The sequence below is a fragment of the Nodosilinea nodulosa PCC 7104 genome, assembly GCF_000309385.1.
Classification (GTDB): Bacteria; Cyanobacteriota; Cyanobacteriia; order Phormidesmidales; family Phormidesmidaceae; genus Nodosilinea; species Nodosilinea nodulosa.
Genome location: NZ_JH976537.1, coordinates 1 through 24,281 on the forward strand (window position 1 = coordinate 1; position 24,281 = coordinate 24,281).

Consider the following 24,281-nt stretch of genomic DNA (forward strand, 5'->3'; position numbering starts at 1 on the left):
GCGGCTGTTAACGCTGGTGGAGTTTCAGATGCGTCAAGCCTTAGCTGGTCACCAAGAAACCCTCTCAGGGCTATATATCGGTAATCCCAAGCGGGCGACGGCACGTCCGACAGCCGAATTACTGTTGGCCAGTTTTCGCGACATTACTCTAGTCATGGTGAATGCACGAGGGCAGACCTATGCCCATCTGACGGAGCTGACGCCTTTACAGCAGCAGATCTTAAAGGCTCTCAACTTCCCGGTAAGTATTTACACCCTGCTGGGGCCCGTATCTGACGAACCACCTTAGAAATGAGCGAACCGGGAGTATTGATTAGGGGGAGCCGCATTGGGGTTCCCTATTTTTTTGCCCCTCCATTGTCTCAAACCCCTATACCGTATGATGTTGATGGCCCTTGTCACCCGTTAAGGGACGGCGGTTATCTCCGGTACTCTATTTAGCTTTGGCCGTATAGATTTTCTCCTTAAAAAAAGTCAGGCAGGCAACAATATGTGCTGGATTTTCAAGTCAGCACTGCTCGACCCAGAAGATCCGGGATGTAGCTCAGGGTGTTGCTGCAAGGCTAGGTATTGCCTGCACAACTTGACTGTAGGGTGCGATCGTCAAGAAACCGGCAAGACTGCTAGGAGAAGAATTTCAAAAATGTCTAAGTAGCTAACTTTGATTATTAGAAAGGCATCACTGCCTGATGAAATCTACCATAATGAGCTTTGAAGGTTGTTAGGCGATCGCAAAGACATATTCTACAGCATCGCTTAATTCAATCTATCCATTGATATCTCTACTCAAGCGATCGCTAAGCTGCGGCCTTCCTTTTCAAAGATGCTAGTAAACCTTTAGGGATTTTCTGGAGATCGGGGTGCAGCAGAAAAACTAAGCTGTAACTAGCAACAAAGATGGATGTCGAAACTAGAGGCGAATAGAAAATGCTGGCGACTAACGGAGGGATAGCTGCTAAAACTAGCAAAGCAGCATCTTTATAACTAGGAGATCCAAAAAAGTACTTAAAGGATTTGTGCATAACCCAAAATGCCGGTAAAGCCAATATTTCTGAAAGCCCATACCCCCAGAGTCCCGCTACAGGCAACAGTAGCAGACAACTTAACCACAACACGCCCACATACCAAAAATTGCCTATGGCTACCTGTCGGTTATTTCCGACGGTATAAAGTACCGAAGCATGCAGATCAAACAGTGCACTGATTAGCGTGCCCAAAGCAATTAAAGGAAAAATGCGAGCACTCAGCAGCCAAGTTTCGCCAAACATTAGCGGAATAATCCAGATTCCAAAGCACGCAAAAAGAGCACATAGAGGACCTATTAAGAGCGCCTGATAGGCCATACCAGTACTAACAGCTCGGCGAGTAGCTGAGGCATCCTCTACCAATCTGGACATAACACTAATCGACATGCGACGTACAATAAAGCGCAGCATAGACATCTGATCAGCAAAACGATTTGCTATACCAATCAGACCAGCCGCTTCAACACCTAATAAACCGCTAACTAGTAAGGGGACACGCAGAGCACGAAAATGTAAAATCCAGTCAGAACTAGAATAGGTTATTCCATAGTGCAGCGCTGGTTTTAGAAATGCCCAATCCCAACGCCAACGCCAGCCTATAGGATAAAAGTAATTAGCTAACCCTAGCTGTAAAACATACTGAACAGCTGTTCCAAGTATTGGCCCCCAATAACTCCAGTGAAAGATCACTAAGATGATGGATACAGCGTAATTACCTAGTTGCGCAAATATCTCGATCAAACCAACCTGAGCAAATCGAAGGTCTCGTTCCAGCATGGCGATAGAAACCATGCCAACCATATCTAGCCAAACTGCTGGGATTAAGACTCTCAAAGCCTGGGTAACCTCCCCTTGTCCGCTCCAATGGCCTATTACGGGAGCGCATGTCCAGAGCAGTGCACAAAGCAAAATACCAAAGGAATTATAAAAAGAAATGACCTGCTGTGGCCCACTTTCTGGCAGGTTAGGTTGTCGAACTAAATAGGTGTTAAGGCCTAGTCGACAAGTCCAAATTAAAAAGTAAAAAATACCAATGGCGACCGTGGCAATACCGTAATTTTTTGGCCCTAATATTCTTGCAATCACCAGAACACTGACCAGGGAAAGCAAGGCTGCTAAAATATTTCTAAGAGTTAAATAAATGCCACCCGTGAGCACCTTTGATTTAAGATTTTCAGAATTAGGCATTATTTGGATATTTTTATGAGAGATCTTTAACAGTCAAACTTTTTAACCAGTCAATTAATCAGTCAAGTAATTATCTGGAATATATGACTGAATCTATATTGGCATCTTTCTTAGTAAGCTTTAAAAGCTTAGTACCATAAAAAAGCTTATGATCTATGACCTTATAATGATCGCCTATATAGGTGTTTAAAATTTTAAAACTAGGCTCAAAAACCTCTTGGCCTTTTAAGACTTTGTTGTCTGCCACTAGCCAAATCTCAGCAGTTGCATTCTGCTGAGCACTGCTCAGGACTACATCGATTTGATCTGGACTTGTTAGCAAAAAGTCATTGATGTTAAAACTTCTATAGTCTATGGGTTTAGGTAAGGGTAAAAGAATATTTTGCCCTGTGTAATAGTAGCTGAGGGCCATGCTAACTTCTTGGTTATACACCAAAATCGGCTGGCTTTTGCTTTCATGGGCCATGAGATAGTCAGCAACTCGCCGATAATCGCCAGGTTTTGCTAAAGGAGTGTAGAGAATACCAATACAGATTAAGCTCAGAGTTAGATTGACTAAAACATAAGCTTTTATCATAGGCCATCGGTAACGAGAACCTGCGACACACATTCCTATCATTGTCATCAGACTGACTATAAACATGGGACTAGCGTGTCGATAATGCAAGTCTTCTATAACCGCAAAAACAACAGAAAACTGTATTAACATAGCTATCATCATTAGCCAAATCAAAGAAATTTGAGGCCGAATTAAACGATAGTTGAGTAGAACAGAACACAGCAATACCACAAATAATGCTAATCTTATCCCGGCCCATGTCTGAGGGGTTAGAGCTGGCAGCCCATGCAAGAAAAAACTCCCGAATGATTTCTGGAGGCCTTTAATTAGGTATGTAAGTATTGTAGGCTGGTCGCTAGCAGTTGATCTTGCAATGTTGTCAGATAGGTTAGATAGTTGATATATGATCATGCCCACAATGGGAAGCGAAATAATCAGAATTAAGACTGCATGAGATAAGTAGTCTTGCCAAGCTTTAGTCTGTCTAAAGATCAGTAAAATAAGCCCATTAGCAACTAAAATAGAGCCCAGAAAGTAGTGCGTATAAAGGCTAATACAGGCTACTAGGATAAAAAGCCAGCGATATCTCTGTGCTTTTAGATATCTATCTTCATCCTGGAGATAGCCGTCATAGAATAACCACAGCAAGACAGTAGATAAAAATATTGAGAATGCGTAGAGACGAATCTCAAGGGCAGCCCAAATTGAAAAAGGATTAACAGCTATTAGTAGAGGCAATATCAAGGGATTAACGCCAGGCAAATATCGCTTAGACAGGTCGGCGCTAAGATAAATAGCAGCCCCTATTGACAATATAGAAAACAACCTAGCGAAAAAGATTCCACCAATAATCTTTTGCCATAAAAAAATAAAGATAAAATACAAGGGAGCTTGTTCTTCAAAGATAATAGCTTGCGAGAATGCTCTTCTCAAAGTGCCACTAGTTGTGTCTAAAGTGTAAGCTTCGTCAAACCAAATGTTTAGCGTGTTTGCCAAGCAAATAGTTGCTACTAGAAAAATTCCCAAAATCAATATTAAGCAGCTTTTGGTTTTATTGAATTTTGCTAGTCCGTACATGGTTAAAATGCTGTAGATTTATTGAGGCAATCAGTCCAAAATTTATCAATAACCTATTTAACTAAGGCTTCTTCGATTTGTTCACATATATTGCTAGATATAGAGTACCAATTTAATTTTTCTCTTACCTTGAGTCGGCCTTGTTCTGAAAAATAGTTTAGCCTTTCTTGATTCTGAATTAATGCAATAACGTTTTCTGCCAGACACTCTGAACTGTGCTCAGAAAGGATCAAGCCATTAATATCGTGATCAACAATTTCTGGCATTCCCCCCACGTTAGAAATGATGGTAGGCAGACCATAGTTCATTGCCTCAACTAATATTTGTCCATAAGGTTCACAGAGAGCCGGGGCTAATAAAATATCAGCTTCTAAGAAGATTCTTTGCATGGCTAAGGGGTCGGAAACCATACCCATGTTATGAATACCATTTTGATTTATTTTATCTAAAGAAAGTTCGTGGCCGACAATAATCAATTCGGCCTCTGGAACAGAAGCTTTTATTTTCTGAAAGGCAGGGACTACTAGATCGCCACCTTTCCGCTCAAAGTCTGAGCCATTAAACAAAATTTTATGACTGCCAAACTTCTTGTGCCCCTTGTATGGATTCAAGAATTGACCAGAGGCTCCAATAGGAAATATTTTATGAGGACTTATTCCGTATTCTTCAATAAGCGACTGCTTTACTAGTTGGCTAAATGTAAAAATACAACTAGCTTTTCGATATGCTATTTTTTCGCATTCTTGCCATGCTTGAAGATCTTCTTTCTTGGAAAAGGGTGCCCATGGGCTCCAAGTTCTATGGGCTAGAGCCATAGTATAGTCTAAATACATCGAGAATGGAAAGTCAGAATAATGCCAAGAAGGACAATACATGCCAAACAAATGAAACACGAAGCTTGGTGGCTTCTTCAGCGATCGAACCTTTCTCTCACATTTAATAGATTGCTTTGTGAAGGTGCTTGCTTGCTTCCTAATGGCGCTTGCTCGACCAGATGTAGAAACAGATAAAGGTACATGGCTAATCACGTCTTTAGCTATTTTCTTTAACCATTTTGAATCATAAAGATTGTCAATTGGAACTAGTTGGACATCTTGAGTATGCTCTGCTAACGCTTCAAATAAAAGCGAAAATCTTTTCTGTCTCAAAAAATTTAGATCACCTGTTACCGCTATTCTTTCTATCTTTTTTTGAACTGATAATGATGACATGGTTAACTCCTAATTTGATTGGCAAATCCGCAAAACTAAGTAGTTTTACTATCAAGCCAGTCCCAGCTTAAAATAGCAAATAGTGTCCACCAATAATAGAAAAGAGTTGTGTGAGTCCAAATATTTTCGGTGCCCATGCCGACCATAAGTGCTCCTAAGAACGCCAGCATAATCTGGGCTAATGCGCGGCGAGGATGGTTGGGGGGAGTACAGATAGCTACTCGACCCAGCCAGATTGCTTGAACTCCAAAAAACATCAAAAATAACCCGAATCCAATGATTCCACCCTCTGCTAAAGATCGGACATACTCGTTGTGGGCGTAGTTCTCAAGTACCGTTAAATAAGAACTGCTATTCAGTCCGTGCCCCAATAGCGGTGCATCCTGCCAAGCGTCGAGTAAAAAAGTCCATTGGGCAATGCGCCAGTTAAAGCTATTTCCGTCGTACCACGACAGCAAAACCGAGCGTGACCAGTTAATGTTTGGATTTAGGAGAGGGGTGTCATAGAGGGAAGCAAGCCGTCTGCGGCCAAATTCAGTACTAACAAACAGCGCTACAATCACCGTGGCTAATATGCCGCTGCCCACCAGCCGAGAGAAAGTAAGCCGGGGAATCGTCACTAGCAAAATAAAAGTGCCGAACATAGCCATGGCACCTAATGCCTTTGTACTTACGAGAAAGAACGCTAGTAATCCCAGCAGCATTAGCCAACCTATCCGCCGAGTGGCGTAGAGTGCTTTCCAATAAGTTAGCCCTAAGAAAAATAAAACGTAGACGCCGAAAGTATTTGAATGGCCCAGGCTACCGCTGATTCGAGAGTTGGCTTCAAATGCGCCGCCGCCATCAAAAACTAAAACGCTCGGCAGCAGGTGGGGGGGGAGCAGCAACTGCAGGAAGGCCGTGAACAGCGGTATGACCAGAGCCAAAAACAAGAGTCCCATTACGCGCTCGGGCGGCAGCCGATCTTTGAACTGCAAAATCAGCAGATAGCCCAGTACCCACGAGAACAGCCGAATCCATTCGCGCAGGGAAACCGACAGCAGGGCACTGTCCATGCCAGTCGCTCCCAGGGCCATCAGAACGACCCAAACCCCTTGTAGCCCGGTCCACAGTGCGAAGAAAACCCAAAACCCATCGAGGTGAACGCGGCGACGGGCCATTAGCAATGTCACGACATAGCCGATCGCTAAGCCATCAATACCCAGGGCAAAGGCCACCGGCAGCTGATAGCCTGAAAATAGGTCCATGCCGCTGCGCAGAATAAACAGCGCCAGCACGGTGTATTCAAACCGGGTGACTAGACTCAGGCCCAAGCCAAAGACTACGATGCCTACGGCAATCATCAGGGGGGAGGCGCTAACCACTAAGCCCACACCCAGACCCACAACCATAGCAATAACGCCTACCAGGAGTGAGCGTTGCCAGGGGAGTGGACCGGAAGATTCAGAAGCAGTCATAGGTTGTAGACTCAGGCAGAATGATGACGCGAAGCCCAGATCTGGGCTGGTGAGAGCGCTAATTATTGTTGTTGAAAATGTTGGACAGAGCGCTAAACGGATTCAGCAGGGTGCCTAGAAAGTTGAAGACACCGCCGACGGCGCTAGTGGTGTTGCGGCCAACTAAAATTACGTCTCCCTGATAGAGCGGACCTGAGTCTTCGCCAAAGTGGTAGGTCTGCCGAAGCATCTGGCCGTTGGCATCCATCCGCAGCAGCTGAATCTCGTTGAGATTGGCCTCTGTGGTTGGTCCCCCGGCGGCGGCGACAGCAGCACTCACCCCGCCGGAGGGATCGACTAAAATGTGGCCCGGTTGGCGTACCTCTCCGGCTACGCTTACGGCTAGCTCGGTGGGGGCAACGGTGGATCTTAAAAACAGCTGCTGCTGCTGGGGTGAGAGCGCTTCGGCTCGAGCCACAACGATCTCGTCGCCATCGGTAATCATGGGATCGTCGGCCAGGCTGCCCTGCTGAATAGCGTCCCAGAGGTTGATATTGATTTCAGCTTTATCGGCGCTGGGGGCACCGGCAGCTTGGGGGGCGCTAGGGCCGCTTTCTGGCGATCGCCGAATTAAGATCCGGCGCAGGTCGGCATTGGGAGTGATGCCCCCGGCCAGGCTGAGGGCGGTGCTGAGGGTGGGGAAGGAGGCCCCCCCTAGCTCCTCGCGGCTGATCTGATAGATGCCTGGCTTTGAGACCTCGCCAGTGATGCTGATGCGCAGGGGCCGAGTCTCGACGACCACTAGCCCCACCTGCGGGCGGCGTACGTAGGGGATGAGGGCCGCCGTCAGCACGTCTACGGCCTGCTGGGGCGTCAGCCCGGCTACGTAGAGGCTGCCTACCAGGGGGAGTTGAAGGGTGCCATCGGCGCTAATGGGCTGCTCCCCTGAGAGATCGGGAAAGCCTACGACGGTGACCTGAATGCGATCGCCCGTCTTCAGAAGTCCGTAGGGGCGCTGGGTTGCCGCCAGGGCCTGGGGCTGACTCTGGGCGAGAGCGGGGGCAATGCCTATCGGGCCTGGGCCGAGGCCAATGGGCAGAGCCGCGATCGCCAGCAGCACCCCCGTCCCAGTTCTGCGCCGCCCTGGGGTGCGTTGCTCGCAGTCGATACCGGCCTGGCCCTTGGTTCTAGCGGGGGTGGCAGGCCACGGCCCCCCCGAGAAGAAACGTTTAAGACTGGATTGGTAGTGCATAGGGTTTGTCGCGCTATCGAGTAGATCTAAGGTGGCTGGCGTAGCCAACCGACTCTACGGGGAAGCCCTGGACAGAGGCTTGAGCCTGGGTCGGGTAGCCGGAGAACAGTTCCTCGGGCAGATAGGTTTGGTTGAAAACGACGCCCAGAATGGAAGTGCCGCTGTTGCGCAGATCGGCGACAGCCTGCTGTAGCTCCCGGCGGCGCGTGTAGCCCGGGCGCACCACCAGGACCAAGCCGTCGGCGTACCGACTGAGGGAGACGGCATCGGCGCTGAGGCTCACCACCGGGGTATCGACAAAGGTCCAGGCGTAGCGATCGCGCAGGGTCTCCAGCAGATCCTCGGTGCGAGGCGATTCTGAGAGGGTGGCCGGATGGCCCTTGACCCGGCCACAGGGCAGCAAAAACAAGTGCTCTAGCAGCGTGGGCTGTATGGCCGTCTCCAGGTCGTGGCTCTGGGTCACAAGGTCGCCAAAGCCGGGCCTGGTGGCGGCGCCAAAGAACCGGGTGGGAGAGGGCTGGCGCAGATCGGCATCCAGAATGACCGATCGCCGCGACAGCATGGCGGCGATCGCCCCTAGATAGATGGCCGTAGCCGATTTGCCCTCCCCCGGCGACATGCTGGTAAATACCACGGTGCGACCGGCACCGTCCAGGCGGCGCTGGCTGCACTGCTGGCTGATCAGGTTGAGCAGCCGCCGGTAGGGTTCCACAAAGACGTCCTCGTCTAGAAAGTCGCGCAGGTGGTAGGGGCTGAGCAGGCCGACGGGCAGAGGGGGCAGCTGCCCCAACACCGGCAGGTCCAGCAGCGCTTCCACCTCCGCCGGACTGTGCACGGTATCATCCAGCAGTTCCAGGCCTGCGATCGCGCCACTCGCCAGCAGCAGCCCCGCCACCGTACCGAGCACCAGCACCACCTTGGCATTCGGGCTCACGGGGTCTTTGGGGGGCACCGGCGACCCCACAATGCGAACGTTACTAACCAGCTGGGCCTCGGCGATTCGGGCTTCTTCCAGCTTGTCCTGAAGCCGTCGCAGCGTTTCTTCTGCGTCCGTGCGCCGCCGCACCAGAGCGGCAAGATTTTGCTGCTTTTCGGGCAGCACTCGCACCACCTGGCTCAGGCGATCCTTCTCCTGCTGAACCAGCCCCAGTCTCTCCACTAGGGCCGACTGCTGAATCCGCCCCAGCAGGTACTGGTTGAGCAGCTCCTGGCTGACCTGACTTTTAGCCTCCTCCGGTGCCCCAGGCACGCCCCCCAACTGCTGCAAATTTTCGGCGTAGAGGGCCTGTAAATCGTCGCGCTGGTCGTACAGGGCCAGCAGGTCTGGGTGCTGATCGCCCAGCCGCGAGCGGGCGGCGGCAATTTCTGCCTCGACCTCGGTCAGGCGCTTGGTCAGATCTTGCAGGGTTTCGCTCTGCCCGGTCTGCAGCGCCTGATAGGCCTGGGTTAGCGTATCGGCTCCGGTGACGTTTTGCAGCAGCCGCTGCTGCTCTTGGTTATCCTGCAAGTCGGCCTGGAGCGAAAACTCTTCGTTTTGCAGATTGCTGAGGGTATCGATCAGATTCTTGGTTTGGGCCTCGATGTCAACCAGGCCGTTTTGCTCCTGAAACTGGCGCTCTGCCTCCTCGGCCTGGGCCAGCAGCGTCTCCTGCTGGGGAATTTTGGTCTCCAGAAAATAGCGCACCGACGACGCTTCCAGGCGAATGGCCGTGATATTTTCCTCAACGCTGCTCTGGGCGATCGCCCTCAGCAGCTGGGCCGAAAACTCGGGGTCGGTATGCCGATAGCTAATTTCTAGGATGTTGGTAGCGGGCAAAATTTTGACGTTGAGGTTGTGCTGAAGCTCCTCAATGGTGGGTACTTCCTCCGGGTTAGGGCCGTCAGAATGGCTAACAGAGTCCAGGGCTGGCCCCAACACCTCCCGCGACATAATCAACTCCGCCTGGGTGGCCAGGGGGTTAACCCCGATGGGGGTATTGCTGTTGAGCTCCGAGAGAGCCTGGCCCAGGGCTGAAATGCTGGTGTTTTTCTGATCGACCATCAGCCGCACGCTGGAGGCATATTCCGGCGGCACCAGCAGCAGATACAGCAGCGAGGCCCCCAGGGTTGACGCCAGGGTGGCCGCGCCGACGGGCCAGTGGCGCCGCAGCGACGACAGCAGGACGTGGAGTAGGGGTGGTTGTCCCATAGGTACCTCGATGTATACAAAGGGCTGTGCCGTTTAGAGTTCAGCCTCACGCAGCAAAAACAATGGCGGCGCTTCCCTGATCCGGGCTCTGTCCAGGCGAGCTGCGTTTCCTGTGCCAGCCTGCGCCGCCAGGGGTTACCCCCTCCACCTCAGGCGCTAGAGTCGTAGATAAAGGCCTGACTCTGGAGCGAGATATCCAGCAGTTCGGGGGGACCAAACAGTACCGCCAGCAGATCTGGCGCTGAGGCCGAGCCTCGGGTCCAGACGAGGCTCACCGCCGGGCGATCGCTCGGCAGAATGCCCGTCAAGCCCGGTAGAACCGACGGCACCAGGCGGTAAGACTCGGCGGTGTCGATCAGCTGAATCTGATCCTGGCTGGGATCAAAGTCCTCGATCACGGCGTAGTTGGGCTGGCCATTGCGGTCCAGGTAGTGCTGATCGCCCGCCTGGGCCAGGATAAATAAATCGCTCCCGCCCCCGCCCATCAGCCAGTCGATTGCTCCCTGCTGGAGCTCGTTGCTGCCCCGCAGGACGTCATCGCCGGGGCCGCCTATTAGACCATCGCTGCCCGTGCCCCCGCGCAGGTCGTTGGCCCCCGTGCCCCCGATCAGCCAGTCGTTGCCCTCGCCGCCGTCCAGGTGTGCGGCACCGCTAAAGGCCGCCGCATCCAGCCAGTTATCGCCCTTCCCACCGACTAGGGTGGCCCGCTCAATACTGGCCAGGGTGCTGCCGGAAAGCTGGCTGGGGCCAATTTCTGCAGGGCCAATGCCCAGGGCTGTGGCGAGCTCGGGCCGGGGCGAGCGTTCGGCAGCCTGCGGGCCGCCGAGGGTGGTATCGGTGAGCTGGATGGCGGTATCGGCGGCGACCAGCAGCGTGTCGGTGCCTTCCCCACCCTCCAGCTGCTCGCCGCCCAGGCGGGCGGCGAGCAGGTCGTCGCCCCCGTCGCCAAACAGCTGATTATTGCCGGCAACGCCATCCAGGTAGTCGTTGCCCTCGCCGCCGTGGAGAATGTTATTGCCCCCATCTCCGTAGAGAAAATCCCCCTGGGGACCGCCGTAGAGAATGCTGTTGTTTTCGTCGGCGGTCAGGTACTGGCTGCGGGGCGGATTGGTGTCCGGAGGTGAGTTTGGGTCGGCGGCCGCAGGCGAGTCTGGGTCGGCGGCCGCAGGCGAGTTTGGGTCGGCGGCCCCCGCTGCGGTCGGATCTGTGACTGGCGGGGCGATCGCCAGGTCTGCCTCGCTCAGCGGTGGCGCCAAAGGCGCGCGGGGCACGCCACCGCCGCCGATGGACTCTGGGCCGTTGTTGTCCACCACCGCCAGGGCCGAGAACAACGTCATCACGTCGTCGTAGAAGGGGCTACTGCTGTCCTCAAACGAGTAGCCATAGTAGGCTTCAAACTCCTCCTTGGCCCCGACCTCCAGGGCAAAGGCGTGGGCATTAAAGGCGGTGTCATCGGCAATGTAGGCCCCGTAGTCCTGAAAGGCGTAAAACAGCTTGAGGGCCGCTTCGGTCTCTAGCCCCAGCTGCTCTGGGGTTAGATCGGGCGGCAGGGCCAGCAGGCTGCCCAGCATCAGGGCGGGGTTAGAGCCGCCGTAGGTGTCGGGGGAGGCGTAGCTGTCGGCGCGATCGGCGGGCCAGCGGTAGCCCCGTCCACCCCCGGCCCCCACCTCGTAGCTAAAATAGCGCTGGGCCCAGAGATTGATCTTGAGGGCGTGGTGAATGGGGTCTGGCCCCGTTAGCTCACCGGTCCGCAGGGTGCCACCGATGCTGGAAAGGCCCGACCCCGCGTGGCCCCCGCCAATGCCCGGTCCCAGAATATCTTCATTGGGGGCCCGCCAGCCGTAGACAAACTCCTCGGTGCCGGGGGTCGCAGGCAGCCGGGTGAGGGCATTGACCTGCACCAGCGTGCGGCCGTCGGGCAGCAGAAAGGCGGCCGAATTGTTGGGTGTATCGCCGGTTTTAGAGTCGGCGATCGCAAAATCATCGGGCAGGGGCAGCGCAATATTTTGGTAGATGGTGCCCGTGGCGCGGCCGTTTTCCCAGTTGCCAATGGAAAACAGCGGCCGCAGGGGGTCGCCATCGGAGAGCACGTAGAAATGGTCTTCATCGACCTGAAGATTGGCCGCGGGCGCGAGGTCGATCGCCACGTATTGGGCCTCAGAACCAATCGGCTGATTCCAGATGGAATCTGAGGCAAAGGGCCAGTCTAGGGGCGATCGCGAGGTGGGTGGAGACGTTGTCATGGCAGTGGTTGCAGGTGGACTAAACTCTCTCTCAGCAGAGGTTGGGGGAAGCTGGGCAACCGTGCAGGAGTAGAACCCAGCGATCGCCAGCCCCAAACCCACGAACCCCAGCCATCGCCAACCCTTCGGCATAGCTATCGAGCGCCCAGGGGCTGCAAGACAGGAGATTTTACGGTCTGCTGGAGGTAGGCCTGCGTAATCTCCAGAATTCGCTGGGCCGCCTGGCCGTCGCCAAAGGGATTGATCGCCTCGGCCATGGCCCGATATGCCTCGGGGTCGGCCAGCAGCGCGGTTGCCTCAGCCAAAATGCGATCGGCATCGGTGCCGATTAGCTTAGCGGTGCCCGCCATCACCGCCTCGGGGCGCTCGGTGTTGTCTCGCAGCACCAGCACCGGCTTGCCCAGGCTGGGAGCCTCCTCCTGGAGACCGCCGGAGTCGGTCATCAGCAGGTAGCAGCGCTGAATTGCTCCCACCAGCTGGGTGTAGTCGAGGGGCTCGGTCAGAAAGGCGCGGGGATGATCGCCAAGGGCCGCCTGGAGCGGCTCTCGCACCGTAGGGTTGCGGTGCAGGGGCAGCAGCAGGGCCGTATCGGGAAACTGATCGAGCACCTTGAGAAAACCAGCCGCGATCGCCCCCAGGGGTTGGCCCCAGTTTTCCCGCCGATGCACCGTCGATAAAATCACCCGATAGTCGCCCCAGTTTAGCCCCGGCACGGCGCATTCGGGCTGGCGATCGGCGACCGCCAGCAGGGCGTCAATCACGGTGTTGCCGGTCTGGTACCTGTGGCCGGTCACCCCCGACTGCTCCAGGTGCTGCATCGACAGAGTCGTGGGGGCAAAATGCAGCTGGGCAATCTGGGAAACCAGGCGGCGATTGGCCTCCTCAGGAAAGGGATTGTAGATATTGTCGGTGCGCAGGCCGGCCTCCACATGGCCCACCGGGATCTGCTGGTAAAAGGCCGCCAGCGCCGCCGCAAAAGCCGTCGTCGTATCTCCCTGCACCAGCACAATGTCGGGGCGGTGCTGCTGAAATAGAGCCTCCAAGCCCTGCAGGCTGCGACAGGTAATGTCGGTCAGGGTTTGGCGCGGCTGCATAATTGCCAGATCCCCGTCGGCGCTCAAGTCAAACAGCGCCATCACCTGATCCACCATCTCCCGATGCTGGCCCGTGAGCAGCACCTGGGTGTCAAAGTCGGGGGACTGGCGGAAGCGCTGGATCACCGGAGCCAGCTTGATCGCCTCAGGGCGAGTGCCCAGGACGATGCAGGCTTTGAATTTTCGGGTCATAGGGAATAGCCCTCGAGGCAAAACATCATAGTCAATATACTTGGGGTCAATACACCGGAGTCATGGAGCCGTTATGGGCAGCGAGTCATTGTGGGGTATGGGAGATGGAATCAGCGTGAGGTACTGATCCAGGCCGGTGAGTTCTAAAATTAGCCGCACCGGAGCCGAGGCCTGATAGAGCACCATCTGCTGCCCCCGCTGCCTTGTCAGGGCGTAGGCCGCCAGCAGCGCCGAAAAACCCGCGCTGTCCATAAACTCCACCCGGCTCATATCGATCCACAGGGGAGCATTGTCATCGCCCTGGAGTGCGGCCTGAAACTGGGCGCTAATCTGGGGCGCACTGTGCTCGTCCACCGCCCCACACAGGTGAATAACAATCTGTCTTGGCCTGATATCCAGCGTTTCCATCTCCAGTGCTCCTTGGCGCAGGTACGATTCCAGTCAGAACCCATTCCCATAAATTCAGTTCCACAGCACCCAATTTCCCAATTTTCAGGCAGTAGCCCCCTATCTCTGTCGATCAAGATTTCAGCGTTGACGCCAGTGCTGGCTGGCCAACCAAATGCCCATAGACCTGAAGCCAATCTGTGGTGATTTGCTCCCAGCTGTGGTGGCTTTGCACATAGGCCTGGGCCTGGGTCGCCATATAGGCCAGGACATCTGGATTCTGAGTGGCCCATTTGAGAGCCGACACGCAGTTGTCAACATTGCCGACCTGAAACAGCAGCCCCCGTCCATCCTCCAGCAGCTGGCGATGCACAGGAATGTCGCTGGCCAGGGCCGGTACGCCCTCAAACATGGCTTCCAGCAGCGCCAGCGGCAGCCCCTCTAGCTCAGAGGGCAACACAAACAGGCCTGCACCCCGCATCGCGTCTGCCAGCTGCTCACCGTGGAGCTCACCGGTAAACTGAATGGCTGGATCGTTGGCTACCAGCTGCTTGAGGCCGTGGATGTAGCTGCTGGTATCGCTGGTACCACCGACCAAAACGAGTTTCCAACCCTCGGGGCGCAGCTGCTGAAACGCTCTGATCAGCAGATCCGGGCATTTTTCAGGGACAATGCGCCCCAAAAAAAGCAGGTAGCGCTTAGGCTCCAGTCCGTAGGCGCGATAAAACTCAGACGAGGTGTCGGCGGTGACATAGCTAGCCGGGGCATTGCTGATGTACACCGAGTCGCGACCATAGGTGGTGAGCAGATAGCGCTGTAGATCTTGGGAAACCACGCCAATGGCGTGGGCAAAGCGAACCGCCGCTTTTTCGCCCAGGTGAATTAGACGGCTGGGCAGCTTCCCCCACTTAGAGCGCTGCCAGTCAAGCCCGTGGCAGGTTACCACCACCCGAGCACCGGGGGAAATAAGGCGGGGGATCCAGGTGAACAGGGATGGGCCAAGGGCGTGAAAATGAATAATATCGAAGCCCTGGAAACTGGCCAGCAGAGCCGCTAGGGCGGAGTTGCAGAGGGCATCAAACCCGCGCAGGGGAATGGAGGGTAGGCTCACCACCCTAACGCCCTGGTACAGGTAGCGGCGGCAGCGATACGAGCGGTCGCTGTAGGAGGAGCGCCCAAACACCACAACCTGATGGCCGCGCTCGACAATGCGCGGATAGATCTCAGCGCAGTGGTGCTCAATGCCTCCCTGCCTAGGTGGAAGTCCCTTCGACCCAATCACTGCAATTTTCATCCCTCACTCCTCAGGTAAATGCGCGCTGGACAGACATCAAATTGTTGTTGTGCCAGCGGCTAAGCATGTCGCTATAAACGCCTTCAACCACGGTTTTGGCGCTGTAGGGACGGGCATTTTGCACACAGGCCAGGCTGGGAAATTGGTCGGGGTGCCGCAGCACGGCTTCCCACGCGGCGGCAACGGTGGCTGGCTGGCGATCGCGGCACACTAGGCCGCACCCTGCCTCCAGCAGACGGGGCGTTTCACCAGCGATGGTGGTCACCACTGGCGTACCGCAGGCCAGGGCCTCTAGCACCACCAGCGGCAGGCCTTCGTAGGCGCTGGTCAGCACAAAGGCGCTGGCCAGACGGTGCAGATGGGCCAGCGCCATCTGATCCACCGGCCCCAGCAGCGTGACGCGGCCTTGCAACCGCAGGCGATCGCGCTCGGCGGCCAGAGTTGCCGCCAGTTCTCCGTCGCCCGCAATCAGGAGATGAACTCTGGCATCGGCCAGGCAGGCCAGCGATCGCAGCAGCAGCAGCGGATCCTTCTGGGGGTGCAGCCGCCCCGCAAACAAGAGAAACTGAGTGTTTTCAGGCAGACCCAACTGCTCTGCCTGCTGGCGGCGACTCTGCTGCCGTTCCTCCTCAGCCAGCGGATAGAAGACATCGCTGTCAAAGCTATTGCGCACCAGTGATATACGCGCGGCCAGCCGGGGGTAGCGCTGCTGGTAGAGCGCCGTCGACTCTGAGTTACAGGAGAGAATCTGCTCAAACTGCGGCAGCAGCTGCCGCTCCAGGGCGAAGTAGAGGCCGGGAAACTGTCGCCACAGAATGCCCTTGACCTCCTCTGAGCGCATCTGCTGGTGGATGTCGTTGTGGACAAACAGCATCTTTTGCCCCGGCCAGTGGTAGGTAAACAGCGTCGGCTCTAGCCGGTGAAAGTGCATGAAATCGGAGGCCAAAGACTGCCGCCAAAGCCCCAGGGAATAGCGCAGAGAGGTGGGAATCAGGCGGCGGCGATCGTCGTCCGCCTGTTGAAAAAGCGGAAAAAACTCTACCTCTCGACCCGCCAACTCTCGCCGCTGCCAGGTACCCACAGCGCCATTACCAGCCTCAATGCCGACTAACCGCACATCAAATTCGGCGGGCGCAAACTTAATAAAGTTGCGCACCACGGTCTGAATCCCGCCGATAGATGATCGCCAGGGATCAAACTGATAAAAGATAGTTAAAACCGGCTTTCTCATAGATGCTTAGTGAATGGATATCTTCCGGCTGCTAGCCAGCGATCGCTGCCCTCAGCAGGGGCGATCGAGAGTAAGCACCTTCAGGGCCAAAATTAAAAAATCCGCCGTTTCCAAAAAATTTAGACTACAAACCCCCTGCCCATACGAGTGAGCCAATCAATCGGATTTAAAGATTCTCATCTTCCTTACAATTCCTCACAAACCGGAATAAACCCAGGAATTTGAGGCCAAGCTAGCGCCGATTCTGAAGCACTTTTGCCCGGCATAAAAGCAGGTACAGACGCTAACTCGGCCTGCTTAAATCAGCAAGACCTGACCTGACTGTAAACTGTAGCTATGGATGCAGAAAACACGCTGAATTAACGCATCTGCCCGGGCCATTATGAGCCTCAGCAGGAGCCCGATCGCTTCAGCAAAACTCCCAAGGTTCTAAGGATTAGCAAGACGTCGTACCAGATAGTCCAGACGGCCTGATACCTCAGGTCGAGGTCTATGATGGCCTCAAAATCCTTGATATTCGATCGCCCCGCAACCTGCCATTCCCCCGTCATACCAGGCTTTACGCGCAGTCGCTGCCAGTGGCGATCGCTGTAATGCTGCACCTCATCGGGGGTGGGCGGGCGAGTGCCCACCAGGCTCATTTCCCCTCGGAAAACGTTCCAAAACTGGGGTAGTTCATCCAGGCTGGTCCTCCTTAAAAACCGTCCTACGCGAGTGACTCTGGGATCGTTAGCATTCTTAAAAACATGGCCAGAACTCTCATTGGCTACCAAACGCTTGAGTGCTTCAGCCCCCACTACCATCGAGCGAAATTTGTAGAGTGTAAACTGATTACCCCCCAGTCCATGGCGCCGCTGGCAAAAGAAAACTGGCCCCGGACTATCTAAACCAATAGCGATCGCAATCGGCAGAATAGCAATACCCAAAACAACCAGCCCAACCAGGCTGCCTAGAAAATCTAAGCAGCGCTTAGGGGTTGAGTACACTGACCTATGGTACGAAAGCACCCTAGGGTCTGAGACCACCTCTCGACCTTTGAGCATAGACCCTGATCCACTCCAATCACCCTACTTGTTGCTACACCACAAACGTTCGGAACACAACTGTCTGGAACACACAAAATCAGCGGTCGTAGAACTTGTGCCAGGCCTAACCAAAGAACCATTGAGACAGGCGACGGCCTTTAACAGCACTGAAGTTCTACTGAGAATTGATTTATCAGATCTATTGAGAAAGCACAATGAATGATAAGAGAAGCTGAAGCATCGCAACTTCATCCGGAAGGTTTTTAGTCTCTTGACTGAATTTAGGTCGCTTTATGACCTAAGCATAAACTTGCCCAAAATCATTTGACAAATCTAGGCATGCATTGGTACCGTAACCGGCCGCACCGCATTTTTAGGACTTCCTCGCTGGAAAGGCCTGAATGTACCGACTCAAGCCTTACAGCAGCAACAGTCTAGGACAAAACAGCAGTGCCACGCCGATGCGGAGCTAGTCTGCTTAGGGAATCAAGCCCAAGATCTAGTTGGTAGCTTTTGTAAAGCAGAATAATTAAGTCAGCCCTATGGGCGACTCCCAACTTAATTGTATTTTTTGTTACTAGCGGCAATCGCTCGATTTTTGAATTTCAATCAAAATATTTTCTGAATTCTTTTGTTTGCAAGCATTTTGGGATTCGAGGGGCAGGCAGGGGATGACCGTATTTTCCGAAATTTGGGTAGCTTTCGCAGTTATTTTTCTTCCAGCGAAATCCGTATTGATACTTATAAGTCTTTCTTATAAAAGATTGACAACGCTGGTGCTCTAGTGAGATACACGTAGACATCCCTGTAAAGCACTGTAGTTAGGCATTGGACCTGGGCATAGGAGTCTCGGGCTAAAGGTTTTGGTCGTTCATGTGGTCGTTGTTTATCTCACGTTGTAGGCAAGTCAAGGGTTTATAAGGTTTCTAGATATTCCAGTTGTTGTGTGTCCCAGGACTGCTGTGAGCCAGATTTAGGATTGGCTTACTGCGGGAGTTAGCGGTTGGGGTCTGGTGAAATGATCCTCAAGCTAAACGACTTTTTGGAGTTAGTTAGGGTGTGGCGATGGTTAGTTTTTCCCGTTTGGGCCACAGTTTGAGGTCATCGGAGGGCAACCGCGATGGCGCCGATGCCGTTAGCACTGATGGCGTCAGCGGTTCAGCCGTTGCTGTACCGAGCCCCGATCGCCCTGGCCCAGGCAGAGACGCGACCAGACCACTGGTTTCGCTGGTTGTGCCTGCGTTCAATGAAGCGGCTTTGCTAACCCAAAACTTGACCCGACTCTGCGACTACATGGCAGCGCTGGAGTCAAGCTATCGTTGGGAACTGATTGTGGTCAACGATGGCAGTTTTGACGATACGGCGGCGGTAGCTGAGCAGTTTGCCCGGGGCAAGCGCCAGGTTCAGGTCTTGCATCACCTGGTCAACGGTGGGCTGGGCCAGGCGCTTCAGTCGGGGGTAGGGGTGAGCCGGGGCGACTATGTGGTCACCCTGGATCTCGATCTATCCTACGCGCCAGAGCACGTAGAACATCTGCTGACCCACCTGCGCCGCACCCAGGCCAAAGTGGTGGTCGCTTCTCCCTATATGACGGGGGGCCAGGTCTCTAATGTTCCCTGGCTGCGGCGAAAGCTCAGTCTCTGGGCCAACCGCTTTCTGGCAGTGACCGCAAAGCGCCAGGTGTCAACCCTAACCGGCTTGGTCAGAGCCTACGACGGCGACTTTGTGCGGTCTCTGAGCCTGCTCTCGCCGGGGATGGAGGTAAACCCAGAAATTCTGCACAAGGCGATGCTGCTGCACGAGCGGATTGAGGAGGTGCCAGCCCATCTCTGCTGGAGTTCACAGCGCCAGCAGCGGGCGATAAAGAAGCCCCAGCGTCGCTCCAGTATGAAAATCCTGGGGCATACCTGGTCAATGTTCTTCTTTGGGTTTTTGTTTCGCCCGGTCATCTTTTTCGTGCTGCCCAGTCTGGCCTTCTTTGGGCTGGCCATAGGATTGAGTCTGCACGGTCTGCTGGCCTACCTGGGCAGTCTGCGATCGCTCTCCCCCCAGGAAACCGCTCTGGGACTGGGGGGCGGCATGTTTCCCCACTCCTACCTGCTGGCCGGAATGGCCCTGATGCTGGCGATTCAGCTGTTTGGCATGGGGCTGCTGGCGGTGCAGAACAAGCGCTACTTCGAGGAAATGTTTTACCTCGGCATGACCGCGAGGCGAAGGTCTCAGTCGGGCCAGGGCGACCAGGGCGATTCGCATGCTGAGACAGTCTGCGATCGCCCCAATGACTGAGATCCCTATAGATTTTGTGTTCCCGTTTCAAATTTTGCCCTCGGCCCCGGCGGGGCCAGAGCTTAGATTCTGAATTTCCTAAACAGTATTTTAAGGAGCCACGTCCTATGGTTAATACCCTTCCTGCCACCCCTGTGCGTATGCAGTTGCCGAACGATCAGGACAGTACTGGTCGCACCCTGGGGTCTGAAGAAATTTTGCTGCTGACCGAGGCCATCCAGAGCGGCACCCTGACCAGCACCAAGGGGACGTTTGTAAAATCTCTAGAGACTCAGTTTGCCGAAAAAATTGGGGTTGGCTACGCCTACGCCTGCTCATCGGGGTCGGCGGCTATTCATACGGCGGTGGCGGCGATCAACCCCTGCCCCGGCGATGAGATTATTACCACCTCCATTACCGATATGGGGGCACTGAGCAGCATTCTGTACCAGAGCGCGGTGCCGATGTTTGCCGATGTCGACCCCCGCACCTGGAACGTGACGGCGGCCACCATTGAACCCTGCATTAGCGACCGCACCCGCGCCATTATCGTCACCCACCTGTTTGGCAACCCCTGCGCCATGGGCGAAATCATGGAGCTGGCGCGATCGCGCGGCATTCCCGTGATCGAAGATGCGGCCCAGGCTTTCATGGCCACCCAAAACGGTCAGCCCGTCGGCACCCTGGGCGATATTGGCTGCTTTAGCCTGCAGCAGGGCAAGCACATCACCACGGGCGAAGGCGGCATTGTGGTCACCAACAACCCGATCATGGCCCGCAAGATGTGGCTGTTTATCAACAAAGCCTGGGGCTACGGCGACAAAAAACCCGATCACTACTTTTTGGCCCCCAACTACCGCATGACCGAGCTCCAGGGGGCGGTGGCCTGCGCCCAGCTGCCCAAGCTCGATGGGGTTGTCGCCCAGCGCCAGGCCGGGGCCGCCAAGCTAACGCAAAAACTTCAGGGCCTGGCCGGGGTTGAACCGCCCTACCACCACCCCAACGATACCCACGTCTACTGGAAGTACTGTCTGCGGGTAGACGGCGACGTCATCCAAGGGGGAGCCGTGGGCCTGGCCCAGTGGCTAAAAGCCGAGCGCGGTATTTTCTCGGCCCCCCGCTACATTCAAAAACCCGCCTTTCGCTGCGAAGTGTTTGCCAAGCAGCGCACCTTTGGCAACTCCCGCTTTCCCTTTACCCACGCTCGCCCCGAAGCCCTCGACTACAGCGCCGAGAAGTTTCCCGGCACCTTTGAAGGGCTAGAGAAAGTGCTGGTGCTGCCCTGGAACGAAGCCTATACCGACGAGCACATTGACTACATTGCCGAGGCGATTCACAGCGCGATCGCGGCACTGAAGCAATAGAACGATTTAGCGGCGTTAGCCCTCCTGTTTTTGCCTACGCCACAGGGCGCAGGCAAAAACAGGAGGGCTAATTGCCCGGATTTGAGCGTATTGTGCAGACTTTTTAGAAATTTGAGGTAGATAACGATGTCTAAGCAGACCGTAAAGTTTGGCCTGGTTGGGGCCGGAGGAATTGCCCAAGCCTACGCCCAGGCGTTTGAAAAGTCCGCTGTGGCCGAGCTGATGGGCGTTGCCGATGTGCGCTCCGAGGCTGCCGCCGCCATGGCCGAAAGCGCCGGTTGCCAAAGCTTTACCTCCTACGAGGCGATGGCGGAAGCGCTGGATCTAGATGCTGTTGTCATCTGCACTCCCCCCGTCACTCACCGGGAAATCGGCGTTTACTTTCTGCGGCGGCAGATCCACGTGCTCTGCGAAAAACCCCTCAGCATCAAGGGAGAAGATGCTCGGGCCATGCGCACCGTAGCCCAGGAGGCCGGGGTGATTTTGACCATGGCCTCTAAGTTTCGCTATGTGGACGATGTGATCAAAGCCAAGAGCATCGTTGAGTCGGGCATTCTGGGCCAAATTGTGCTGTTTGAGAACGCCTTTACCGCTCGGGTAGACATGGCTAACCGGTGGAATGCCAACCCTGCGATCAGCGGCGGGGGCGTGCTGATCGACAACGGCACCCACTCCCTAGACATCATGCGCTATTTTCTGGGTCCCCTGGCCGAGGTGCAGGTGGTAGAAGGCAAGCGAATTCAGGGGCTGCCGGTGGAGGATACGGTGCGCATCTTTGCCAAGAACCACAGCGGCATCATGGGCAATATCGATCTCTCCTGGAGCATCAACAAAGAGCTGGACTACTACATCCGCATCTACGGCTCCCAGGGCACTATTTCCGTGGGCTGGAAAGAGTCCAAGTACCGTCAGTCCTCTAGCTCCGAGTGGATTGTCTTTGGCCAGGGCTACAACAAGGTGCAGGCGTTCGGCAGCCAGATCGACAATTTCTCGCGGGCCATTTGGGGGCAAGAGACGCTGCTGATTACCGCTGATGACGGCGTTGCCTCGGTGGATGCCGTGGAGGCGGCCTACCGCGCCCTCTACCAGAGCCGCTGGACCGCGATCGCCTCCAGTGAAAACGGTGTTGCCGCCAATCTGGCGGTGGCCTAGGGGCGTTATCCATGGGAGTTCGCATTCACCCCACCGCCAATGTCGAAGCCGGGGTTGTCCTGGGGGAGGGCACCTCGGTGTGGGACAACGCCCACATTCGCCACTCAACCCGGCTGGGCGACCAGTGCATTGTGGGGGGCAAAAGCTACATTGCCTACGGCGTTGAGATTGGCCATCGGGTCAAGATCAACGCCATGGTCTACATCTGCAACGGCGTCACCCTCGAAGATGGCGTCATGGTGAGCGCGGGCACGATCTTCACCAACGATCGCTTTCCCCGGGCGACCACGGTCGATCTAAAGCAGCCCTACCCCTCCGAACCCGATGAGCACACTCTGCTGACTCGGGTGCGCGAGGGAGCCACCATTGGCGCTAACTGCACCATTGGCAACGACCTCACCATTGGCCGCTTTGCCATGGTGGGCATGGGCTCGGTGGTGACTCGCTCCGTGCCCGACTTTCACCTGGCCTACGGGGTACCGGCGCGATCGGTGGGCTGCGTCTGCCGCTGCGGCCAGCCCCTGATGCGCTTCCCCGCGGCCGAGCACTTTGAGGCCACCCTGACCTGCTCAGCCTGCGGGCTAGACTACCAGGTCAAGGACCGCGAAGTGTTTGAGCTGAACCCACCAGCCGCCTAGGCCTGAAAGGGTCGTTTCCTGAGAATGACGTTTACATCGAACGCTGTATGACCACACATTCTGTCGATTCCCAGCGCTGGGGCATTGTGGGGGGCGGGCTGCTCGGCCTCACCCTGGCGCTGCGGCTGGCCCAGCAGGGGCACCGGGTGACGGTGTTTGAGGCGGCTCCAGAACTGGGCGGGCTGGCCAGCGCCTGGCAGCTGGGCGACCTCACCTGGGATCGCCACTACCACGTCACCCTGCTGTCGGATCTGCACCTGCGATCGCTGCTGCAAGAGCTGGAGCTGGAGCAGGCCATGCGCTGGGTAGAAACCAAAACCGGGGTCTATGCCGATGGCGAACTGTACTCGGTGAGCAACGCCCTGGAGTTCTTGCAGTTTCCGCCCCTGGGCCTGGTGGATAAGCTGCGGCTGGGGTTTACGATTATCCTGGCTTCGCGCATCAAGCACTGGCAGCGCCTGGAGCAAATTCCCGTCACCACCTGGCTACAGCGCTGGTCGGGCCGCCGCACCCTGCGGCGGTTTTGGCTGCCGCTGCTGCGATCGAAATTAGGAGAAAACTACCGCAAGGCCTCCGCCGCCTTTATCTGGGCGATCATCGCTCGGCTCTACGCGGCCCGGCGCACCGGCCTGAAAAAAGAGATGTTTGGCTACCTGCCCGGTGGCTACGCCCGCCTGCTGCACCGCTTTGGGCAAGTGCTGCGCCAGGCCGGGGTGGATGTGCGACTAAACAGCGCGATTTCCTCAGTGGAACGCCAGAACGGCAGGCTGGTCGTTGATCTGGGGGAGGGGCAGCGCGAGAGCTTTGATCAGGTGGTGGTGACAACGCCATCGCCCATTGCCCTGCGGCTGTGCCCCCAGCTTTCGCCCGAGGAGGCCCTGCGCCACCAGGGCATTCAGTACCAGGGGATTATCTGCGCCTCGCTGCTGCTGCGGCATCCCCTGTCGCCCTACTACGTCACCAACATCACCGACGGCTGGGTGCCCTTTACCGGCGTCATCGAGATGACGACGCTGGTGGATACCGCTGAATTTGGCGATCGCACCCTGGTCTACTTGCCCAAATACGTCGACCCCCAGGATGCCGCCTTTGACCTCACCGATGCCGAGCTTCAGGAGCGATTTGTCAGGGCCCTAGAGCAGATGTATCCCCACTTTCAGCGCAGCGATCTGCTGGCTTTTCAGGTGTCGCGGGTGCGCCACGTGCTGGCCATTTCGACCCTCAACTACTCGCGCAGCCTGCCCCCGGTTCACACCTCGGTGCCGGGGCTGCACATCGTCAACTCGGCCCACATTCTCAACGGCACCCTCAACGTCAACGAAACGGTGCAGTTGGCCAACCAAACAGCGGCCCAGCTGAGTCAGATCGGGGTGGCCCGCAGCGTTGCCTATACCCAACCGGCCTCGGTGTCCTTGTCCTGAATGCCCATGCCTTGAACACTGGGACGCTTTCTGGGACGC

The 24,281-nt window shown here is 55.6% G+C and carries 17 protein-coding genes and 1 pseudogene; 6 read left to right on the forward strand and 12 right to left on the reverse strand.

Translation table 11 applies throughout. The features are described from left to right. Window positions 1-289: pseudogene (locus LEPTO7104_RS41040) on the forward strand (IS1634 family transposase); the annotation flags it as partial. A gap of 508 nt (window positions 290-797) precedes the next feature. Here the strand turns inward: LEPTO7104_RS41040 and LEPTO7104_RS0100010 are convergent. The 12 genes from LEPTO7104_RS0100010 to LEPTO7104_RS0100065 all read right to left on the reverse strand — a co-directional run bounded on the left by LEPTO7104_RS0100010 (window position 798) and on the right by LEPTO7104_RS0100065 (window position 17,420). Next, entirely contained in the window at window positions 798-2,213 is a 1,416-nt protein-coding gene (locus LEPTO7104_RS0100010; RefSeq protein ID WP_040695214.1) for an oligosaccharide flippase family protein, read from the reverse strand. Between the two features lie 70 nt (window positions 2,214-2,283). Next, complete coding sequence (locus tag LEPTO7104_RS0100015; protein ID WP_017296489.1) at window positions 2,284-3,849, reverse strand: hypothetical protein; 1,566 nt, start codon at window positions 3,847-3,849, stop codon at window positions 2,284-2,286. 53 nt (window positions 3,850-3,902) lie between these two features. Beyond that, on the reverse strand, window positions 3,903-5,060 hold the full coding sequence (locus LEPTO7104_RS0100020; protein ID WP_026072232.1) for a glycosyltransferase family 4 protein: 1,158 nt from the start codon (window positions 5,058-5,060) through the stop codon (window positions 3,903-3,905). A 35-nt stretch (window positions 5,061-5,095) separates the two neighbouring features. Beyond that, window positions 5,096-6,517 (reverse strand): O-antigen ligase family protein, encoded by a 1,422-nt coding sequence (locus tag LEPTO7104_RS0100025; protein WP_026072233.1) that lies wholly within the window; start codon window positions 6,515-6,517, stop codon window positions 5,096-5,098. A gap of 58 nt (window positions 6,518-6,575) precedes the next feature. After that, window positions 6,576-7,748 carry a polysaccharide biosynthesis/export family protein gene (locus LEPTO7104_RS0100030; protein ID WP_083886966.1) on the reverse strand — a complete coding sequence of 391 codons (1,173 nt, stop codon included), beginning with the start codon at window positions 7,746-7,748 and terminating at the stop codon, window positions 6,576-6,578. 13 nt (window positions 7,749-7,761) lie between these two features. After that, complete coding sequence (locus LEPTO7104_RS32035; RefSeq protein ID WP_017296493.1) at window positions 7,762-9,936, reverse strand: GumC family protein; 2,175 nt, start codon at window positions 9,934-9,936, stop codon at window positions 7,762-7,764. A 149-nt stretch (window positions 9,937-10,085) separates the two neighbouring features. Continuing rightward, a complete protein-coding gene (locus LEPTO7104_RS42690; protein ID WP_017296494.1) occupies window positions 10,086-12,179 on the reverse strand; it encodes a calcium-binding protein in 2,094 nt (697 codons plus the stop codon). Between the two features lie 134 nt (window positions 12,180-12,313). Further along, entirely contained in the window at window positions 12,314-13,465 is a 1,152-nt protein-coding gene (wecB, locus tag LEPTO7104_RS0100045) for a non-hydrolyzing UDP-N-acetylglucosamine 2-epimerase (protein WP_017296495.1), read from the reverse strand. A gap of 60 nt (window positions 13,466-13,525) precedes the next feature. Then, on the reverse strand, window positions 13,526-13,873 hold the full coding sequence (locus LEPTO7104_RS0100050; protein WP_017296496.1) for an STAS domain-containing protein: 348 nt from the start codon (window positions 13,871-13,873) through the stop codon (window positions 13,526-13,528). A gap of 112 nt (window positions 13,874-13,985) precedes the next feature. After that, entirely contained in the window at window positions 13,986-15,146 is a 1,161-nt protein-coding gene (locus tag LEPTO7104_RS0100055) for a glycosyltransferase family 4 protein (RefSeq protein WP_017296497.1), read from the reverse strand. 10 nt (window positions 15,147-15,156) lie between these two features. Further along, the gene (locus LEPTO7104_RS0100060; protein ID WP_017296498.1) at window positions 15,157-16,377 is read right to left on the reverse strand and encodes a glycosyltransferase; all 1,221 of its coding nucleotides are present in this window, start codon (window positions 16,375-16,377) and stop codon (window positions 15,157-15,159) included. A 389-nt stretch (window positions 16,378-16,766) separates the two neighbouring features. Beyond that, window positions 16,767-17,420 (reverse strand): sugar transferase, encoded by a 654-nt coding sequence (locus LEPTO7104_RS0100065; RefSeq protein WP_017296499.1) that lies wholly within the window; start codon window positions 17,418-17,420, stop codon window positions 16,767-16,769. A gap of 1,047 nt (window positions 17,421-18,467) precedes the next feature. Here LEPTO7104_RS0100065 and LEPTO7104_RS0100070 point away from each other — a divergent pair. The 5 genes from LEPTO7104_RS0100070 to LEPTO7104_RS0100090 all read left to right on the forward strand — a co-directional run bounded on the left by LEPTO7104_RS0100070 (window position 18,468) and on the right by LEPTO7104_RS0100090 (window position 24,242). Next, entirely contained in the window at window positions 18,468-19,688 is a 1,221-nt protein-coding gene (locus LEPTO7104_RS0100070; RefSeq protein ID WP_017296500.1) for a glycosyltransferase family 2 protein, read from the forward strand. A 107-nt stretch (window positions 19,689-19,795) separates the two neighbouring features. Next, complete coding sequence (locus tag LEPTO7104_RS0100075; protein WP_026072235.1) at window positions 19,796-21,031, forward strand: DegT/DnrJ/EryC1/StrS family aminotransferase; 1,236 nt, start codon at window positions 19,796-19,798, stop codon at window positions 21,029-21,031. Between the two features lie 126 nt (window positions 21,032-21,157). After that, window positions 21,158-22,183, forward strand: a complete 1,026-nt coding sequence (locus tag LEPTO7104_RS0100080; protein WP_017296502.1) for a Gfo/Idh/MocA family protein — start codon at window positions 21,158-21,160, stop codon at window positions 22,181-22,183. Window positions 22,184-22,194: 11 nt separating this feature from the next. After that, the gene (locus LEPTO7104_RS0100085) at window positions 22,195-22,821 is read left to right on the forward strand and encodes an acyltransferase (protein WP_017296503.1); all 627 of its coding nucleotides are present in this window, start codon (window positions 22,195-22,197) and stop codon (window positions 22,819-22,821) included. Between the two features lie 47 nt (window positions 22,822-22,868). After that, window positions 22,869-24,242 (forward strand): NAD(P)/FAD-dependent oxidoreductase, encoded by a 1,374-nt coding sequence (locus tag LEPTO7104_RS0100090; protein ID WP_017296504.1) that lies wholly within the window; start codon window positions 22,869-22,871, stop codon window positions 24,240-24,242. Window positions 24,243-24,281 lie beyond the last annotated feature (39 nt).

Coding starts and splice junctions, on each gene's coding strand:
- LEPTO7104_RS0100010 (WP_040695214.1), bottom strand. CDS start 2,213: ATGCCTAATTCTGAAAATCTTAAATCAAAGGTGCTCACGGGTGGCATT.
- LEPTO7104_RS0100015 (WP_017296489.1), bottom strand. CDS start 3,849: ATGTACGGACTAGCAAAATTCAATAAAACCAAAAGCTGCTTAATATTG.
- LEPTO7104_RS0100020 (WP_026072232.1), bottom strand. CDS start 5,060: ATGTCATCATTATCAGTTCAAAAAAAGATAGAAAGAATAGCGGTAACA.
- LEPTO7104_RS0100025 (WP_026072233.1), bottom strand. CDS start 6,517: ATGACTGCTTCTGAATCTTCCGGTCCACTCCCCTGGCAACGCTCACTC.
- LEPTO7104_RS0100030 (WP_083886966.1), bottom strand. CDS start 7,748: ATGCACTACCAATCCAGTCTTAAACGTTTCTTCTCGGGGGGGCCGTGG.
- LEPTO7104_RS32035 (WP_017296493.1), bottom strand. CDS start 9,936: ATGGGACAACCACCCCTACTCCACGTCCTGCTGTCGTCGCTGCGGCGC.
- LEPTO7104_RS42690 (WP_017296494.1), bottom strand. CDS start 12,179: ATGACAACGTCTCCACCCACCTCGCGATCGCCCCTAGACTGGCCCTTT.
- wecB (WP_017296495.1), bottom strand. CDS start 13,465: ATGACCCGAAAATTCAAAGCCTGCATCGTCCTGGGCACTCGCCCTGAG.
- LEPTO7104_RS0100050 (WP_017296496.1), bottom strand. CDS start 13,873: ATGGAAACGCTGGATATCAGGCCAAGACAGATTGTTATTCACCTGTGT.
- LEPTO7104_RS0100055 (WP_017296497.1), bottom strand. CDS start 15,146: ATGAAAATTGCAGTGATTGGGTCGAAGGGACTTCCACCTAGGCAGGGA.
- LEPTO7104_RS0100060 (WP_017296498.1), bottom strand. CDS start 16,377: ATGAGAAAGCCGGTTTTAACTATCTTTTATCAGTTTGATCCCTGGCGA.
- LEPTO7104_RS0100065 (WP_017296499.1), bottom strand. CDS start 17,420: ATGCTCAAAGGTCGAGAGGTGGTCTCAGACCCTAGGGTGCTTTCGTAC.
- LEPTO7104_RS0100070 (WP_017296500.1), top strand. CDS start 18,468: ATGGTTAGTTTTTCCCGTTTGGGCCACAGTTTGAGGTCATCGGAGGGC.
- LEPTO7104_RS0100075 (WP_026072235.1), top strand. CDS start 19,796: ATGGTTAATACCCTTCCTGCCACCCCTGTGCGTATGCAGTTGCCGAAC.
- LEPTO7104_RS0100080 (WP_017296502.1), top strand. CDS start 21,158: ATGTCTAAGCAGACCGTAAAGTTTGGCCTGGTTGGGGCCGGAGGAATT.
- LEPTO7104_RS0100085 (WP_017296503.1), top strand. CDS start 22,195: ATGGGAGTTCGCATTCACCCCACCGCCAATGTCGAAGCCGGGGTTGTC.
- LEPTO7104_RS0100090 (WP_017296504.1), top strand. CDS start 22,869: ATGACCACACATTCTGTCGATTCCCAGCGCTGGGGCATTGTGGGGGGC.